The 18,363-nt window shown below is 53.5% G+C and carries 12 protein-coding genes; 9 read left to right on the top strand and 3 right to left on the bottom strand.

The features are described 5' to 3' along the window. Positions 1–3: 3 nt before the first annotated feature. Positions 4–3,960 carry a pullulanase-type alpha-1,6-glucosidase gene (gene pulA, locus ABGI61_RS01675; protein ID WP_347595889.1) on the top strand — a complete coding sequence of 1,319 codons (3,957 nt, stop codon included), beginning with the start codon at positions 4–6 and terminating at the stop codon, positions 3,958–3,960. A gap of 70 nt (positions 3,961–4,030) precedes the next feature. Here the strand turns inward: pulA and ABGI61_RS01670 are convergent, their stop codons facing one another. Then, positions 4,031–5,707 (bottom strand): SGNH/GDSL hydrolase family protein, encoded by a 1,677-nt coding sequence (locus tag ABGI61_RS01670; RefSeq protein ID WP_347595886.1) that lies wholly within the window; start codon positions 5,705–5,707, stop codon positions 4,031–4,033. Positions 5,708–5,713: 6 nt separating this feature from the next. Then, a complete protein-coding gene (locus ABGI61_RS01665) occupies positions 5,714–7,513 on the bottom strand; it encodes an SGNH/GDSL hydrolase family protein (protein ID WP_347595883.1) in 1,800 nt (599 codons plus the stop codon). Between the two features lie 150 nt (positions 7,514–7,663). Here ABGI61_RS01665 and ABGI61_RS01660 point away from each other — a divergent pair, with 150 nt between their 5' ends. From ABGI61_RS01660 to ABGI61_RS01630, 7 genes are all read left to right on the top strand, one after another. Beyond that, complete coding sequence (locus ABGI61_RS01660; RefSeq protein ID WP_347595880.1) at positions 7,664–9,508, top strand: carbamoyltransferase family protein; 1,845 nt, start codon at positions 7,664–7,666, stop codon at positions 9,506–9,508. Positions 9,509–9,540: 32 nt separating this feature from the next. Then, the gene (locus ABGI61_RS01655) at positions 9,541–9,948 is read left to right on the top strand and encodes an SxtJ family membrane protein (protein WP_347595877.1); all 408 of its coding nucleotides are present in this window, start codon (positions 9,541–9,543) and stop codon (positions 9,946–9,948) included. Then, positions 9,948–10,100: a DUF5989 family protein gene (locus ABGI61_RS01650; RefSeq protein WP_347595874.1), complete on the top strand. Its 153-nt coding sequence runs from the start codon at positions 9,948–9,950 to the stop codon at positions 10,098–10,100. Before ABGI61_RS01655 ends, ABGI61_RS01650 begins: the two co-directional genes overlap by 1 nt. 135 nt (positions 10,101–10,235) lie before the next feature. Further along, positions 10,236–11,510 carry a DEAD/DEAH box helicase gene (locus ABGI61_RS01645; RefSeq protein WP_347595871.1) on the top strand — a complete coding sequence of 425 codons (1,275 nt, stop codon included), beginning with the start codon at positions 10,236–10,238 and terminating at the stop codon, positions 11,508–11,510. Between the two features lie 156 nt (positions 11,511–11,666). Continuing rightward, a complete protein-coding gene (locus ABGI61_RS01640; RefSeq protein ID WP_347595868.1) occupies positions 11,667–12,074 on the top strand; it encodes a hypothetical protein in 408 nt (135 codons plus the stop codon). Continuing rightward, positions 12,064–13,251 carry a hypothetical protein gene (locus tag ABGI61_RS01635; RefSeq protein WP_347595865.1) on the top strand — a complete coding sequence of 396 codons (1,188 nt, stop codon included), beginning with the start codon at positions 12,064–12,066 and terminating at the stop codon, positions 13,249–13,251. Before ABGI61_RS01640 ends, ABGI61_RS01635 begins: the two co-directional genes overlap by 11 nt. Positions 13,252–13,253: 2 nt before the next feature. Further along, the gene (locus tag ABGI61_RS01630) at positions 13,254–15,695 is read left to right on the top strand and encodes a putative bifunctional diguanylate cyclase/phosphodiesterase (protein ID WP_347595863.1); all 2,442 of its coding nucleotides are present in this window, start codon (positions 13,254–13,256) and stop codon (positions 15,693–15,695) included. On the opposite strand, the gene ABGI61_RS01625 is transcribed toward ABGI61_RS01630, so the two are convergent. After that, positions 15,692–17,701: a PhoX family protein gene (locus ABGI61_RS01625; protein WP_347595860.1), complete on the bottom strand. Its 2,010-nt coding sequence runs from the start codon at positions 17,699–17,701 to the stop codon at positions 15,692–15,694. The genes ABGI61_RS01630 and ABGI61_RS01625 overlap by 4 nt on opposite strands. A gap of 191 nt (positions 17,702–17,892) precedes the next feature. On the opposite strand from ABGI61_RS01625, the gene ABGI61_RS01620 reads away from it, so the two are divergent. Further along, positions 17,893–18,351, top strand: a complete 459-nt coding sequence (locus ABGI61_RS01620) for a GNAT family N-acetyltransferase (protein WP_347595857.1) — start codon at positions 17,893–17,895, stop codon at positions 18,349–18,351. Positions 18,352–18,363: the final 12 nt, after the last annotated feature.

Raw genomic sequence — 18,363 nt, 5'->3', positions numbered from 1 at the left:
ATAATGAATAGCTTTAGCCTAATAAAACTCAGTACCCTGGCGCTGGCAGTGCAGCTGCTGGCCGCTTGTGGCGGTACTGACTCGACCGAACCCGGTGAGGTATTACTCACCTGTAATGTACCGCAAATCCCTGATGCCAGTGGTACCAGCTGTATCGACCCACCACCGATATTCTGCCCGGCACCCACGGTGCCGGATGCCGCTAATGAAAGCTGTGTTATTGGTAAAGACCCTAACGCGCCGGATCCGGTGGTGTTTGCTGGCGCTAATCAGGCAGTATTATTTTACAAGCGGCCACAGGATGGCGTTTACGAAGGTTACCGGCTGCATACCTGGAACAACGAAACCTGTGATGCTTATCAGCCTTCCTCCATTGCACCATCCTGGGACAATGGCCTGGTGCATGACGGTGTTGACCCCAACTATGGCGCTTACTGGATTTTAGACTTAAAACCCGGTTATGCCGGTACTGAAGGCGCTTGCGGTAACTTTATTGTGCACATTGGTACCGATGATGCCGGTAAAGATCCTGGCCCGGATATGCAAATGCCGCTGTCACAGGATGACCCGGAATTTGCCCGCATGAACTGGATATTCTCCGGCGTGAATGGCGTATTTGAATTCCCGGTCGTGTCACTGGGCGTTAACGTACAAGGCGCGGCGGCACACTGGATCGGCCAGAACACCTTTGTCTGGAATGGTACTGTGGCACCATCGAGTATTGTTAAGCTGCATTACTCTGCCGATGCTGATCTGGAAATCGATCGTAATGGTAATTTGTCTGGCAGCAGCGTAGAGCTAATGCCAGCTGATTTAACCGATGCCGAAAAAGCCCTGGTGCCCCATCTGGCCGATAAGCCGGCCTTTAGTGCAAACTTTACCGCTGATGAAGCCAAAGCCATGGTGCAGAACCAGCTGGTACTGGCCGCGACTGATGCCGATGGTGAGCTATTGGCCGCTACCTATGTGCAGGCTGCCAAGGTATTAGACGATTTATACACCAAAGGCGATGATGATGCCGATGAAGCCAGCCTGGGTATTCAGTATCAGGATGGAGGCATTACGGCCAGTGTTTGGGCACCAACTGCCCGTAGCGTTAAGTTAAAAGTGTATGACGCCGGCAAAAGCTTAACCGCCACCCACGATATGGCACTGGATAGCCTGACCGGCATTTGGCGTTACGAGGGTAGCAGCGCGCTGGACCGCCAGTTCTACCGCTATGAGGTAACGGTGTACCATCCGGTAACCCGTAAGGTAGAAACCATTGAAAGCACCGACCCTTACTCGCTAAGCCTGTCAACCAACGGCCGTTACAGCCAGTTTGTTAACCTGCATGATGCCGACTTAGCGCCAGAAGGCTGGAGCGAGCGCACTGTGCCCACAGTGGCCAAGCCTGAGGATATCGTGATTTACGAAGGCCATGTGCGCGATTTCTCCATTCGTGACCAAAGCGTCAGCGCGGCGAATCGTGGTAAGTATCTGGCGTTTACCGAGATGGACTCGCTGCCGGTTAAGCATTTAAAGTCGCTGGCAGATAATGGCTTAACGCATTTCCACCTGTTACCGCTGAATGATCAGGCCAATATCAATGAAGATGCCAACCGTCGTATTGAGCTAAGCGATACGGTAGCCAAGCTATGTCAGTTAAAGGCCGATGCACCGGTATGTGGTAATACTGACGCCAACGCGACACTGTTATCCGTGCTGGAGAGCTATTCCCCTTTTGGTGAAAAAGCCCAGGAGCTGGTAGAAGCCATGCGCAGCATAGATGGCTTTAACTGGGGTTATGACCCACAGCACTTTATTGCCCCTGAAGGCAGCTATGCCTCTAGCCCGGACGGCGTGGCACGCATTAAAGAAGTGCGGGCAATGAATAAGGCATTAAACGATCTTGGCCTGCGCACCGTGCTGGATGTGGTGTACAACCACACCAGTGCTTCGGGCCTGAACACCACCTCAGTGTTTGACAAAATTGTGCCCGGTTATTACCACCGTTACAACGAAACCACCGGCGGTATTGAGCGTTCAACCTGCTGTGAAAACACCGCGACTGAGCATCGTATGTTCGATAAGTTTATGCAGGATTCCTTGCTTATTCTGGCGCGCGATTTCGGCTTTAACGACTTCCGCTTTGACATTATGGGGCACTCGCCCAAAGACAGTATTTTGGCCGCGCGTGAGGTGGTTCGCAGCGTCGACCCAACGGTGTACTTTTACGGTGAAGGCTGGAACTTTGGTGAAGTAACCAATAACCGCTTATTTGTGCAGGCCAAGCAAATTGATATGGCAGGTACAGAAGTCGGTACCTTTAACGACCGGCCACGTGACCCTATTCGTGATGCGGTGCTGTTTAGCACTGAGTTATCAGACGATAACCTGCGCAAACAGGATTTAATCCGCATTGGCCTGGCGGGTACGCTAAAAGACTATGTATTGGAGAGTTATCAGGGTATTGCCGGCCCGGCATCCAGCTTTGGTGGTGCCGGCTATGCCGCAGACCCGGCTGATATCATTAACTATGTGTCCAAGCATGATAATGAAACACTGTGGGATAAGCTGCAATATGGCCTGGATGCCAGCCTGAACCGCGCAGAGCGGGTGCGGGCGCAGAATATTGCTATCGCCATTCCACTGATGAGCCAGGGCATACCGTTTTTACAAATGGGCGGTGACTTCCTGCGCTCGAAATCGATGGACCGCGATAGCTATGATGCCGGTGATTGGTTTAACTTTGTTGATTTCACCATGCAAAGCAACAACTTTGCGGTTGGTTTGCCATTGGCAGAGAAAAATCGTGATAACTGGACTACGATAGGGCAAATTCTGCTGGACCCTAACGCTAAACCAGAGCCAGAGCAAATTAGCTTTGCAAGCTCAGTGTTTAAGGAGTTCTTAAGCATTCGTTCCGGCAGCCCCTTGTTCCGCCTGGCGAGCGCGCAGGATGTTATCGACCGCGTAGGCTTTCACAATATTGGCAAAAACCAAACCCAGGGCCTTATTGTGATGAGCATTGACGATGGCGTCGGTTTAACTGATCTGGATCCGATGCACGACGCGCTGGTGGTAGTGATTAACGGCACCGGTCAGCAGCAGTCGCACACCGTACCTACTGCAGCGGGTTTTGATTTACACCCAATACAGCAAGCTTCAGTGGATACCAGTGTCACAGCGGCCAGCTTTACTGCTGGCGCAGATGAAGGCACTTTTATCGTGCCCGCTTACACCATGGCGGTATTTGTTAAAGCCCAGGGAGCCACGCAGGGAGCGGGCCTGGCTGCAGATGCCACCAGCGGTGCACCGGATATTCCACCGTATGAAGCTACCACTGTTTTTGTCCGTGGCGGCATGAATGGCTGGGGTGAGTCTGACGCCTTTAGTTATGATGGCGATGGGGTGTACACTGCGACATTAAATATTGATGCAGGTGACTACGCGTTCAAAGTGGCCTCTGCGGACTGGGCCACTGTCAATCTGGGGGTGGGCGCTGGTGGCGCAACGGTTACCTTGGATCAGGACATCGTTATTGAAGCCAGTAATGATAACCTGAACATCAGCATACCGAAGAGCTCGTCTTATGTGTTCCGCTTAGATGCCAACAATAAAACGGCACCTACGCTGACAGTGAGTGAGTATGTGCCTTATGGTGCAACCACAGTGTATCTGCGTGGTGGCATGAACGGCTGGGGTGAAGTCGATGCCTTTGAATATCTGGGATCTAACCTGTATAGCGTGGACATTGACATCACCGCTGGCAATATTGCCTTCAAAGTAGCCTCGGCTGACTGGGCAACGGTTAACATGGGCGCAGGCGCTGCTGGAGCAACAGTAACCGAAGGTGCGCCCTTAGTGATTGAAGCTAGCAACGATAACCTGAACATGGACTTTGAAAGTGCGACTTATAACTTCCTGTTAGACGCCACCAACAAAGACACACCGTCGTTAACGGTGACTAAACAGTAAACTCCTACCTTATGCCCGGCGAGAACCGGGCTTTCCTGGACAACGTTAGCCGCAGTTTACTGCGGCTTTTTTATTGGCTTTTTGCTGCCAGCTCAGCGCGGTGCTGATAATGCGCCGCCTCTTGCTGCCGGCCGGCTTGAAGTAGAATATGCGCGGCTTGTCGGTTGCTGTTAGCATCATGCGGTAGTGCATCGGCCAGTAATAACAAGCTTTTTAACAGCATATCGCCGTTACGTTGTTGCTGATAATAGCGGGCACTTTGCTGAGCCAGCCCCAGCCAATCCAGCTTGCCATCAAAATAGGCGCGACCGATTTGCTGCTCCGGTGTTTGCGGCTTGGGATAATTAACAGGTTGTGGACCGGGCTGAAACGGGTAATCGGCGGTCAGGGTAAGAATACGCAAGTGTGCAGCATATTCTTCTGCGGGCAGCAGTGGCCGTTCAGCCCAAGCCAGCTCAGTGGCCACTATACCCGGCCAGTTGGTCATTGGCGGCCGTTTGGTCAATGCCTGATAAAAACTGTCGGCGAGTAAAAAATAGCCTTTGGCATTAGGGTGCAGATGCTCCAGCATCAGACCTTGGCCAATCAGTCCTTGCGGGCTATGCCGTTGCCAGCGCTCTTCTACGTCAACCAGTACCGCATCATAGCGGTTAGCTAACGCGCGGATTTGCTGATTAATGGCTTCAGGTGCACGAAAGCGCAGGCTATCGGCATCTTTTGCCGCCCGTAACCAACGCTTTGCTTGTTCGGGCGCATTCGCGCGGCGATATAACTGACCAAGCTGGTAATAGAGCGCAGCGGCATCGACCGGTGCCTGCTGCACTAAGCGTTGCACGGCACTGTCAAGCGCGTTGATATCAATACCCGCGTCGAGCTGTGCCTGAAACTGTGCCAGTTTTCCCTGCTGGATGTCGGTTAATGGGCTACCTGCAAAGGGCGGTTGGTCAGCAATATTACTGCCGACCGTCGCGATATACACCGGCACTTTGGCTGCACGGTATTTTGCCAGCAACAGCGCCATATTTTGCTGAAATTGACTGATACCTGCGGCGAATAATGCTGAGTCGGAACTGATCTGTTGGCCCTGTGCTACTCTGGCCATCAGGGTGCGCTTCTCGCCGTTAGCGCCCATGGTTGTGGTACAGCAGGCATGATACAGCCGTTCCAGCAGCTGGAAACTGTATAATCGGCGCAGCGTTAATAGCAGCCGGGTGGTGGATGGCGACTGCGCCGCCAAATAAGTTGAGCCAACACCCATGATGCCAAGGTATTCATTATGGCCAGCGTAAATCAGCACGGCGTCGGGTTTAATGGCAATAATATCGTCAGCGACATCCAATAGGGTGTAGCTGTTTACCGCAGAAAGCGCGGTATTAACCACTTCTACGGTACGTGCGCCACTGCTGCGGCGCAGGCGGGTTTCCAGCATGCCAGCCAAAGAGGCTCCCACACCATAAGGGTAACCCGCGGCAGTAGACCCCCCTTGTACCACCAGTCTTATGCCATCTGCCGGCTTTTGCTTTAAGAAGAACGTAGGCTCGGCGGTCACATTGGGCACTTCACTGCCTTCGGCAAAGTAGCGTTTGATCAGGTCAGGCCGCACCAGCTGATAATGACGATTGGCCGGATTGTCGATAAACAGCGGATAACTGTTGCCGATACCCGCGACCCTTAGCAGCAATTCCACTAAAGCCAGCAGCAGTAGCGGCAGCAGCAGGGCAATAAGGTAAAACAAGGCTTTTTTCATCGGGTGTTATCCGCTGTGGTTTTTACTTTGGGCGATCAGCTGTTGTAACTGTGCTTGCTGGCGCAGCGCCTGCGGATGCTTAGGCTGGCGCGTTAACAGTGCCTGCACGGTATCTAGCGCAGCGTGGTATTGCTGGCTTAAATACAAGCTACGGCTTAACAGTAAGTAATGCTGCGCATCATCGGGCGCAAGCCTTATGGCCCGGCGCTGATAATATTCGGCCAAGGGCCAATGTTGGCTGGCGGCGAAAAACTGCCCGGCCAGGCTGGCAATATCCGCCCGAAACGGCAGTGCATCTGACAGCTGGGCAGCCACGGTGGCGGCGCTAACCGCATTCTGCTGTTGTTGGTAATGTTTCAGCAGCGCTTGTTGGGTGCTGAGCCAGTCTTCATCGGCCAGTCGCTGCAGCAACAGGGCCAAGGGCAGGCTGCCGCTATCCGGCGCTGGCAGCGGCCGACGACTGGCCTGAAATGGATAATCAGCAGTGAGCTGGGCAATTTTGCGCTCACCAAGGCGCACATCCAGTTCGTGTAACGGGCTTACCCAGGCGCCCTGGCGCGGTATCTGGTGGCTAAACGGCAATAACGGCGTGATGCTATCGAAAAAAGCTTGTGCCAGCAGCTGATAGCCATCGGCGTTGGGGTGCAGGTGTTCCAGCATCAGGTTGTTGCCAATAATGCCGTCTGGGCTGGCGGCTCTTAGCTGCCGCTGGCCGTCGGCTAATGGCAGATTAAATTCGGCACTCAATTGACGGATAAGCCCATTAATTGCCGATGGTGCACGAAAGCGCAGCGCATCCAGATCGCTGGCAAAGGTGTAATGCTTAAGCGCCAGCTGGTGCTGGCCCTGGCGCTGCAGTGCCTGCGCCAGATGGTAATGCGCCAGGGCGTGTTGTGGCTGTTGTTGTACAAACTGTTGCAGCGCCGTCAGGCTGATTGGCTCGCCATGCAATGCAGTAGGCAGCGCCTCGCTGGCAAACGGGGGTTGGTCGGCTTCGTTGGCGGCCAGGGTACTGAGCACCACTGGCACCCCGGCAGCACTAAACTGCTTAAGCAGCAGGCGCATATTGGCCTCAAATTGCGCCAAACCGGCCTGATACAGGGCGCTGTCTAATGTAATCTGTTGCTGCTGTGCCATGGTGGCCATCAGCGTGCGATCGGTCTGCTCAGGTGCATTATCGTTGTCTGGCTGTAAACCGCTATACAGCCGCTGCAGGTTTTGCACCAGCGCCAATTTGCCGAGCTTTAGTTGCAACAGTCGACTGGCGTGGTTTTGGCCGGATGCGGCCCCCAGTATACCCAAATATTCATTATGGCCAGCGTAGATCAGCACCAAATCAGGTTGCAGGCTAAGCACCTCGTTACTGATATCCAGCAGGGTATAGCTGTTTACGGCGGCCATTGCGGTGTTAATTACATCAAATTGCTGCGCCGGATAGTTAAGTTTCAGGTGTTGTTCCAGCATGGCTGCGGGTGAACCGAAGCGGCCGTAGGGAAATCCCGCTGCGCTAGAGCCGCCCATCAGCACAATACGAAAGCGGTCTGCCGGTTTGGGCATCGCAATAAACTGGCTGTCTGGTGCAACATTCGGTGCCTGGTTTGGATCTGGCGCATAGCGTTTAATCAGCTGAGGGTTCAGCGTGACATAACCCGGCTGACTGGAGGGCAGTAGCAGCGGGTAGTGCTGATATAACCCGGCTAAGCGTAATAGCCCTTCGAGCAGCGCCAACAACAGCAGGGGCAGCAAGGCAGCAATCAGGTAAAAACTGCGGCGGCGTTTGGTCTGTAACGGGGTTGTCAGCGACATAACTTAGCTATATTGATGAAAAAAACCACGTTAGCGTAAAGCAGCTATCAGCGGCAAGCGCCGGCTGCGTTTTGGCGCATTTGCACTATGCGTTAGCACAGGAACAGGGTAAGTTAATGACATTATTCAGCTCGCTGTTGCCCATATCCGATGCAGTATATTCTCGGCATTTCCTGCTTTTATCATGACAGTGCGGCCTGCCTGTTACACAACGGCACTATAGTGGCCGCTGCGCAACAGGAGCGTTTTAGCCGGCTTAAGCATGACGCCGGTTTTCCGCGTGAGGCGATCGAGTATTGCTTGTCGCAGGCCGGTATTAGTCTGCAGCAGGTGTCGGCGATAGTGTACTACGATAAACCGCTGCTAAAATTTGAGCGCTTGCTGGAAACCTTTCTGGCGCATGCACCCAAAGGTATCAAAGCCTTTATTCGCGCCATGCCGGTATGGCTGAAGGAAAAACTGTATTTAAAAGCGGTGCTGCGCCGTGAATTGCGTGCGCTTTGCTCTGCAGCAGACAGCGCACTGCCACCGTTGTTGTTTAGCCAGCACCATCAGGCACATGCGGCGTCGGCGTTTTACCCGTCGCCGTTTGATAAGGCGGTGGTACTTTGTCTGGACGGCGTTGGCGAGTGGGTCACCAGCTCAATCTGGCTTGGTGAAGGTAACCGCTTAACACCCTTGCAAGAGCTTTATTTCCCGCACTCACTGGGCCTGCTGTATTCGGCAGTGACGCAGTATTGCGGCTTTAAAGTGAACTCAGGGGAATACAAATTAATGGGGCTGGCGCCCTATGGCGAGCCTCGCTACGTTGAGCTGATTTACCGGCATTTGGTTAGCGTAAAAGACGATGGCAGTTTTCAGCTGAATATGCGCTACTTTGATTACCCGGTGGGTGAGCGCATGATTAACCGCCATTTTGAGGCCCTGTTTGGCGGCCCGGCATTGCCATTTGATGCCACACCAGAGCAAAAGCATTTAGATTTAGCCCGCTCAGTGCAGCAGGTGGTGGAAGAGGTCGTGCTAAAAATTGTGCGGCACGCTACGGCGTTAACCGGCTGCACGCAGGTGTGTTTAGCGGGCGGCGTAGCCCTGAATTGTGTTGCCAATGGTCGGTTGTTAAAAGAGCAAGTTTGCGCGGCAATTTGGGTGCAACCGGCTGCCGGTGACGCCGGGGGCGCACTGGGCGCTGCCATGCTGGCGTGGTATCAGCACTGCGCTATGCCAAGACACAGTAATGGCGTGGACGATGCTATGCAAGGCGCCTTGTTGGGGCCAGGCTACAGCACTGAACACATCGCAGATGTGCTGAGCAGGCGCCAATTGCCCTATCGAAAGCTGGGTGCCGAGCGTGAGGCTGAAGTGGCGAAGCTATTAGCCGACGGTGCGGTAGTGGGTTGCTTCCAGGGGCGGATGGAGTTTGGCCCGCGCGCCTTGGGCAACCGCTCTATTTTGGCCGATGCGCGCCGTGCTGATATGCAGCAGGTGTTGAATCTGAAAATCAAACAGCGCGAATCGTTTAGGCCTTTTGCGCCCGCGGTATTGGCAGAGCATGCCCGCGACTGGTTTAACCTGACACAGGCTAGCCCTTATATGTTGTTGGTGGCCGACATTGCTCCAATACACCGGCTACCGCCAGAGCCTGGTATAAGCGCAGAAACACAAGGCCTGGCGCAGCGATTAGTGGCGCGCTCGGTGTTGCCTGCAGTCACCCATGTGGACTACAGCGCCAGGGTGCAGACGGTAGATGCCCAACAGCACAGCGAGTTTTATGCGTTATTACAGGCGTTTTATCAGCTTACCGGCACGCCAGTGCTGATTAACACCTCATTTAATGTGCGTGGTGAGCCGCCGGTATGCACACCAGAGGATGCAATCAACGGTTTTTTAGCCACCGACATGGATTATTTGCTGCTGGGCGATTTTCTGCTGTGTAAAGCAGCGCAGCCGGTGCAGGCGGTACAACAGGCCAGCCAACGCCAGTTCGTGCCGGATTAACCCAAAGATACCAAACAGAGGGAGCTTAACCCATGTTAACCATTGCTGCTGATGATGTGTCTGCACTGCGCCGATTTGGCTGGCAGATGGCGATAGCCATAATGCTGCTGTTTGGTCTGTTACTGCCGTGGTTGTTTGGCTATGTACTGCCGCTTTGGCCCTGGTGGTTAGCGGCGGCCTTGTTGCTGCTGGCATTTACCGCACCGAAGCTGTTGTACTGGCCAAGCCGGTTCTGGTTGGCAATTGCTGCAGTACTGGGTTGGCTTAATACCCGCGTGCTGCTGGCACTGGTGTTTTACTTGGTAGTCACCCCGTTAGGCTGGTTGCTTCGACTGCTGGGCAAGCTGGATTACCAGGCTGCGCCCCCGGCGGCAAACACCACCAGTTTCTGGCGTAAGGCGCCGCCGCTGCGGCAAAATGATATGAAGGACCCGTTTTAATGCGCGAATTTTTACAAGATCTCTGGGCTTTTCTTAGGGTCAGGAAGAAAATTTGGTTATTGCCGATATTTGTGATCCTGGCGCTGCTGGGCGCACTGGTGGTGGCCAGCCAGCAGTCTGCGCTGGCCGGCTTTATTTATACGCTGTTCTGAGCCGGTTATTGCCCTTAAAAGCGCCAGTGCGGCTCGCCTCGGGCCGCCTTTTGCTGTATGCTGCGCCCCCTTCGTTTGGAAGGCCACTGCAGCTGCGGCAGTTTTATTTCGCAGCCTTTTACTGCGGGATCTCGCATGCAATTTACTGATTTAAACCTGTTACCTGAACTGTTAAAAGCCATTGATGAAAAAGGCTATAACACCCCTTCGCCTATTCAGCAGCAAGCGATACCGGCGGTATTAGCCGGCCGCGATTTAATGGCTGCAGCACAAACCGGCACCGGTAAAACCGCCGGCTTTACGCTGCCATTGCTGCAACTGCTGGCACAAGGCCAGTTGCAGGGCCGTAAAGTACAGTCGAACCATGTACGGGCGCTTATTTTAACCCCCACGCGCGAGCTGGCGGCACAGGTTGCAGAAAGCGTGACCACCTATGGTAAGCATTTACCGCTTCGCAGCACCGTCGTCTTTGGTGGGGTAAAAATTAACCCACAAATGATGGCAATGCGCCGTGGTGTTGATGTGTTAATTGCCACGCCGGGCCGCTTGTTGGATTTATATCAGCAAAACGCAGTGAAGTTTGGTCAGTTGGAAGTGCTGGTGCTAGATGAAGCTGACCGTATGCTGGACATGGGCTTTATTCACGACATTAAAAAAATTCTGGCACTGCTACCGAAAAAGCGGCAGAACCTGCTGTTTTCCGCCACTTTTTCTGAAGAAATCCGCACCTTAGCCCGTGGTCTGGTGGCTAACCCGCTGGAAGTGTCAGTCGCGCCGGCCAACACCACGGCCGAGCGTGTAGAGCAGCTGATATATCCGGTGGATAAAAACCGGAAAGCGGCGCTGGTCACCAAGCTGATTAATGATAACAACTGGCAGCAGGTACTGATTTTTACCAAAACCAAGCATATGGCGAATAAACTCAGCCTGCATCTGGATACGGCAGGTATTAAAGCCGCGCCTATTCATGGCAATAAAAGCCAGAACGCCCGCACTAAAGCACTGGCTGATTTTAAAGCCGGCACTATCCGCGCGCTGGTTGCCACCGACATTGCCGCCCGCGGTCTGGATATTGATCAGCTGCCACAGGTGGTCAATTTTGAACTGCCTAATGTGGCCGAAGATTACGTGCACCGTATTGGCCGTACTGGCCGTGCCGGCGCTGCCGGCCATGCTATTTCGTTAGTCTGTGCCGATGAAGGCAAAGAGCTGGCCGGTATAGAGCGGCTGATAAAGCAGCAGCTGCCGCGCCAGGTAATGCCGGGTTTTGAGCCGGTGCACCCGCTTGGTGAGTCAAAGCTGAACAGCAAACCCTACAAGCCAAAAAAGCCTAAGGCACCGCGCAGCGGCCATCGCGATGGTCAGCGTGCGCCGTCAAATAAACCGGCAACAAAACCTGCCCGCAGTTAACGCCGCCAAATAGGAAAAAAGCAAGCGATAAACTGCTGTGCTAGACTGATATTTCCTTATTAGCGCCTGCTATGGAAGCGGGCGCTGGGGCGGAGATATCGCAACAGTGGCAAACACCGAGCCTATCGTTACTCCTTACACCCGGGCAGAGGCCAGATGAGGCTGCTGCTTTTGGTGATGCTACTCAATACGTTTTCTGTGCCGGCGGCAACGGTGCTGGCGCACGCGTCTGTGCCGCTGGACAGCTTAACCCAGGCACAATTGCGCAATATTTTTTCGCTTCGGCAAACCTTGTGGCCAGACGGCACGCCGGTCAGGGTCATCGTAATGCCTGTCGATACTGAGCTACATCAACGCTTTTGTCGTGAGCAGCTGCGCTTGTTTCCCTACCAGCTCAATAATATCTGGGATAAACACAGCTTTTCCGGCACTGGCCGGCGGCCTGAGCAGGCTGCTGATACCGCGACCATGCTTAAACTACTCAGCTCTGTGCCCGGTGCTATTGGTTATGCAGCCTCGTCGGGCGTTGATGCAGGCATTAAGGAGGTGCGCATTGAGCAGTAAAGTTATCGCGGCATTGTGTTGCTTTATCTGTGCGCCCTGCGGCTTTGCTGCCAAGGCCGCCGACTCTGGCTTAAACTGGAATGGCTTTATTGCACAGGGGCTTATCCGGGCGCAGGACAGCAGTTTTGTGAATGATGACGGTGACTGGTCGGCGGCACTAACGGAGCTGGGGTTAAATGCCCGCTATCAGTTGGCCCCAGCCTGGCATCTGTCCGGACAAACTGTCTACCTGGATGGCGGCAACCGCTATCCGCCCGGCTTGCGGCTGGACTATTTGTTTGTTGACTGGGCAGTGCATAACACTGAAGCCTGGCAAGCCAACATTTATACGGGACGGTTTAAAAATCAACATTGGCTATATTCCAGCACCCGGGATGTGCCTTTTACCCGTCCTTCTATTGTGTTGCCGCAATCGGTTTATTTTGATAGCTTTCGCGATATTGCCGTAGGGACGGATGGCATTGCCACCCAAGTTCGTCACAGCGCCATGCAGGGTGACCTGACCTTCAACTGGAGTTATGGCACTGTCCCTATCACCGTTGAGCAAAGCCGGCAGTTGTTAGGCCAGCAAACACAAGGCTCAACCAAAATGGAGCATGATCATAAAGTCAGCTTATATTGGCAGTCAGCGGACAGCCGTATGAGTTACGGCATCGTCGTGCAGGAAGCCACCTTTGATTATCGCCGCGCCGGTACTGAGTTGCTCAGTGATGCCCATTTTATTTCGCAACGTGTGATGTTGGCGGCACGATACCAGGCCGAGTACTGGGAGTTTGCCGCCGAGCTGCAGCAAGAAGTTGTGACGACGGAAGGTTTCTTTTTACCTCAGTTTTCCCGCAAACAGTTTGGCCAGGGGGGCTATTTGATGCTGCAGTATCATTGGTCTGCTGATCTGCGTTTGTTTGGCACTGTTGATTATGCAGTGATAGACAAAGACGATCGTCAGGGCAAGCAACTGCAACAACTGACCGGTGGGGCTGTACCTGCCTATTTTGGTTACCAGCATGCCCTGACCTTCGGTGGCAGTATTGACCTTAGCCCACAGTGGCGCTTTAGCGCTGAGATGCACTGGGTAAAAGGCACTGGCCGGCTGGCGCCGGTGATCCAACCCGATGTCGCTGCTAATCCGCGGGAATATTGGCAAATCATGGCAATGCAGCTGATGTACAGGTTTTAACTATGCCGCGTTATTTAAGCCTGTCATGGAAAATGCTGTTACTGATGCTGGCTATGCTGTCATTGCTCATCGTGGGCTTTACCGGTTTAACCCTGCTGCATATGAACGAGCAATTTTCCCGTCAGCAAGCACAGCGAAAAGTGCAGGGCCGTCAGTATTTTCAGGTGCACAACCAGGCATCAACCCAGCAGTTACTCGCCTGGCTGCAAACTCAGGCGACATTGCAACAACTGCATCAGGCAGCGGATTTCAGCGCTTTTACCCAGGGATTAACCCAGCAACTTGAAGCTTTGCAAGACAACTTCGCAGTAAAGCAGCTGTACCTTTGGGATGAGCAGCAACAGCTGATATTTAGCAGCGACACAGCTGCGCAGGGGGTGGCAGGGCCGCTTGTCAGCGAGACGCTACAACTGCAGCAGCCGCAAACCGCGGTGCGTTGCGGGCAAATTTGCGAGAAGTTATTAACGCTGCCGTTATTAAACCAGGCTGGCGAGGTTGCTGTTTTGCAGGTGAACGCGGATATGGCCGGTGTGCTGTTCAGTTTGCATCGGGCGCTGGGGCTGGATGTGGCCCTGGTGCATATTGGCGGCGACCAGCAGCAACTAGAGGTGTTGCTAGCGTCAAACCGCGCGTTATTAACGCAGCTGTATCAGGCCTTGCCCGCTGATGTTGATTTGGCCAGTGCCCGTGAGCAGGGCATTATACTGCCACTGGCAAAACAACATTATTTTATCCACTTTATTACGCTGGCGCCGGCGCAATCTGATGCTTACGTGTTACTGATGCTGGAGGATGTCAGTGCTGCCGTAGCAGAGAACAAACGCTACCAACGCCAGGTGCTGTTGATGGCAGCAGCATGTTTTCTGTTAATGCTGGCGCTGATTACGGTGACGACGCGGCGTATGAGCCGGCGTATTTTGCAGCAGGCTGCTGCGTTACCGCTACTTGCCCGGCGCTGTTACTTGGAGTTTCGGCAGAAAAGTCAGTTGCCCTCAGCCTGGTTTGCCGATGAGCTGACAACCTTCAATGACGCTGTGATTAGCTTAAGCCATCAGCTGGAAACCTTGGATAACCAGTTAGCGCAATACACCGCCAGTTTGCACAGCATGGCGCTGGTTGATCAGTTAACCGGTTTAGCGAGCCGCAACAAGCTGCAACAAACACTTAAGCAAGCGCTGAGTGAGCTGGTGCTGCAGCCAGCGTATGTTGGCCTGCTGTTTCTCGATTTGGACAAGTTTAAAACCATTAATAATAGCCGCAGTCACGTAGTGGGTGATCAGTTGCTGATGGAAACGGCCCGCCGCTTAGAAACCTTAGCTACAGAGCAGGATCTGGTATGTCGTTTTGGTGGCGATGAGTTTGCCTTACTGTTGCCCGGGCTGAGTTCAGCTGAACAGGCCGAAGCAATGGCGATGCGGGTGTTAGCCGTATTTGAGCAACCCTTTGTGTTGGGACAACTTTCACTAAGAGTTAGTGCCAGTGTGGGGATCAGTTATACCCATGATGCAAACTACGATGCGGATGAATTAATCCGCTACGCCGATTTAGCCATGTATCAGGCCAAAGCCTCAGGTCGCAATTGTTATGTAGTGTTCAATCAACAAATGTCAGCCGATCTGTCCACGCGGCTACAGCTGGAAGCAGAACTGCGACAAGCATTGGTGGCACAGCAGTTTACGCTTAACTTGCAGCCGCAGGTTAATCTTAGCCGTGGCCAGTTATGTGGTTTTGAAGCGCTGATCCGCTGGCAGCACCCAACGCGTGGCATGGTCGCACCGGATGAATTTATTCCGGTGCTGGAACAAACCCAATTAATTGTCGATGTCGGATACTGGGTGTTTGACCGCAGCTGCCGTTACTGTGTGGAGCTACGGGCTGCCGGTCTGGAACACTTTACCATAGCGGTGAATATCTCTGCCGATCAGTTTTTGCACACTAAACTACCAGACCGTTTCGGCCAGATCCTGCAGCGATATGGCTTAAGTGGCCGCTACTTCGAGCTGGAAATCACAGAAAGCACCCTTATCGATAATTTCAGTGAAACCCTGGGCATGATGTATCGACTAAAAGCACAGGGCTTCCGTTTAGCGATAGACGATTTTGGCACTGGTTATTCATCGTTAACCTATCTGAAGCAAATGCCGGTTGATGCGATAAAAATAGACCGCAGCTTTGTAATGGGCATGCTGGAAAACCCGCATGACTTGCAAATAGTGGTGTCTACTATTGCTATGGTGCAAAAACTGGGGCTGGACGTGGTGGCTGAAGGGGTTGAATCGTTTGCGGTAGTTGAGCTACTTAAACAGCACCAGTGTGACTTTGCTCAAGGCTACTATTTTTCCCGGCCGTTGACGCAAGAGCAACTGCCGGCTTTTGTCAGTGAGGTACTACAGCAAAACTGGCCTGCGGCATTGTTGCGCAGGCCAGACACAGCAGCAGATTAACTGCCAATAATACCGCCATCGTCTTTAGTAATGACCACGGTAGCAGAGCGTGGCCGGCTGGCGCCGCCATCTGGCCAGTGGCTGGTGAAGCTATCTGGTGTAGAGCGATCACCCGGGTGCTGAATATTCACAAACAGCGTTTTCATGTCCGGCGTGGCCGTAATGCCGGTCACCTCGCAGTCGTGTGGGCCGACTAAAAAGCGCTTGATTTGCCGGGTAACCGGGTCGGCCACTAACATTTGGTTGTTGCCGTAAGGGCCTTCACCCTGCTGTGAGCCGCTCATATCGGTTTGGATCCACAGCAGGCCATTGGCGTCAAACCATAAGCCGTCCGGGCTGGCCAGGTGGTTATCGGCGTCCAATACCAGCTCAGTGCCTGGAGTGGCTGTGCCGACATCGCCGGCTAGCAGGAAAATATCCCAATCAAAGGCCGTCGCGGCCTGACTCTCTCGCTCGTTCCAGCGGATAATATGGCCGGTTCTGTTTTCTGCGCGGGGGTTGGCTGCGTCTACCTCGGCCTCTGTGCGTCGGCTGTTATTGGTCAGGGTAAAATACACCTCACCCGTTTCAGGGTGCACTGCGCCCCACTCAGGGCGGTCCATTTTGGTGGCGCCTGCCACATCGGCAGCTAAGCGGGTATTTATCAGCACGTCAGCCTGATCAGTAAAGGTCACGCCGGCCGCAGCGGCTTTGGCGGCAAAGTTAGCATTGTTAATATCCAGCGGCAGCCATTCGCCACTGCCATCCTCGTTGAAGCGCGCCACATACAAAATGCCGTCATTGAGTAAATGACCACCGGCGGTATTTTTATAATAAGGTGCGCTGGAGACAAACTTATAAATGTATTCAAAGGTTGAGTCATCACCGGAGTACACCACCACCGGTTGGCCTTCTTCCAACTTACCAAAAATCACACCCTCGTGGCCAAAACGGCCAAGTGCTGTGCGTTTTTGTGGCACGCTGTCGGGGTTAAACGGGTCTATTTCCACGATCCAGCCAAACGTATTCGGCTCATTGCGGTAGTCTTCTTCCGCGCTGGCGCCCACGGTGCTGGCATTAAAACGTTGATAGCCATCGGCAGCGGGTGTTGCCGTTTCCCAGTAATAACGGCCGTTATCATCCGACACGCCATAGCGGCTATGCTCACGTGGCTGCTCGGCGTCGGTATTAACAAAATAACCGGCCCAGTTTTCTTCACAGGTCAAATAAGTGCCCCAGGGGGTAAAGCCGTTACCACAGTTGTTCAACGTACCGCGGGTACGGCTGCCATCCAGGCTGTATTTGGTGACAACTTTACTGCTGCCACGCACCGGTCCTGCCAGCTCCATTGGCGTGGCACCCGTGATACGACGGTTAAACGGGCTGTTGGCCACTAAACTCCAGTCGCCATTGGCCTGGCGTTGAATATGCGCCACAGTAACACCGTGGGCGGCAATTTCTTTGCGTACCTGGTCGGCAATGCGTGGCAAGGTGTCAATGCCGTTAGGGTGAATAAGGTTGTTGTCGATGTACTCATGGTTAAACACCAATAAGCCTTCTGCAGAATCTGTCGCGCCACTGCGCTGGTCAATCGGGAAAAAGTGCATACCGTCATGATGCATACCCACTTGCTGCTCTTGCTCACTGCCGCTGTTGCTGGCGTCAGCCAGAAACTCCGGGTAGCTGCCGGTAAGTGGTGTGCCCCAGGGCAAAAAGGCTTTAGCGGTGTAGCCTTCTGGTACGATAATGCCGTCCGGTCTGGCGGCGGCGACTGCGGTAAAACCTAACAGGGCTGGGCCTGCTACCGGCGGCACCGGTGTGTCAGCATTGTTATCGTCACTGCTGCTGCAACCGGCCAGATTCGCGCCGATAAAGGCCGCAACGGCGGCACCCATGCTGCCTTTTAAAAAACGTCGGCGTGCCATGCGGCTGTCCACGATGGCGGCAAAGGTAGGGTTTACTGAAAAGTTGGTTTGTGGATCGACCCCAGTGTTGTCGATAGCGACCTTGGTTTGTAGTTTTGACATTATCAGGCTCCGGTTGATGTTGTTTTGCACTGGCGGTATTTAAGCGGCTGTAAATGTCAGTTGCGTTACATTCAAATAGCATTTTTATGATGTTGTGATGACAAAGCTGTGGCCAGTGGCGCTTTGGCTATGGGCAGCAGGCTTTTGCCTCTGCTATAGTGGCGTTTTAAGTCGTCAGGGAGCACAAAAGAATGCAATGGCAGGTAGTTACCTTTGCTGAGTTGGACACACTAACGCTATACAGTTTATTGCAGCTTAGGGTGGATGTGTTTGTGGTAGAGCAAAACTGTCCCTATCCGGAGCTGGACGACAAAGATCTGCATCCGCAAACCCGACATGTCATTTTAAAGAAAGGCGACAAGGTTATCGCCTACTCACGGGTGCTGGCACCGGGCGTGAGTTTTGACGGTTTTCCTGGTGTAGGCCGGGTCTGTGTGGCGCAAACGGCCCGCCGCTTAGGCCTGGGCCGGGTACTGGTAGAAAAAACCTTAAGCGTTGCGGCAGAGTTATGGCCCGATACGGATATTCATATCTCGGCGCAGTGTTATTTGCAGCAGTTTTATCAGGATCTTGGCTTTAAACCCGCCAGCGAGCCTTATCTGGAAGATGATATTCCGCATTTAAAAATGATTAAGCCGGTTTTACAGTAAACCTAACGAGCC

This window comes from Rheinheimera fenheensis (genome assembly GCF_039871805.1).
Taxonomy (GTDB): Bacteria; Pseudomonadota; Gammaproteobacteria; order Enterobacterales; family Alteromonadaceae; genus Alishewanella; species Alishewanella fenheensis.
Note: the sequence above shows the minus strand (reverse complement) of the source record. Positions and strands in the feature narration are given on the sequence as shown.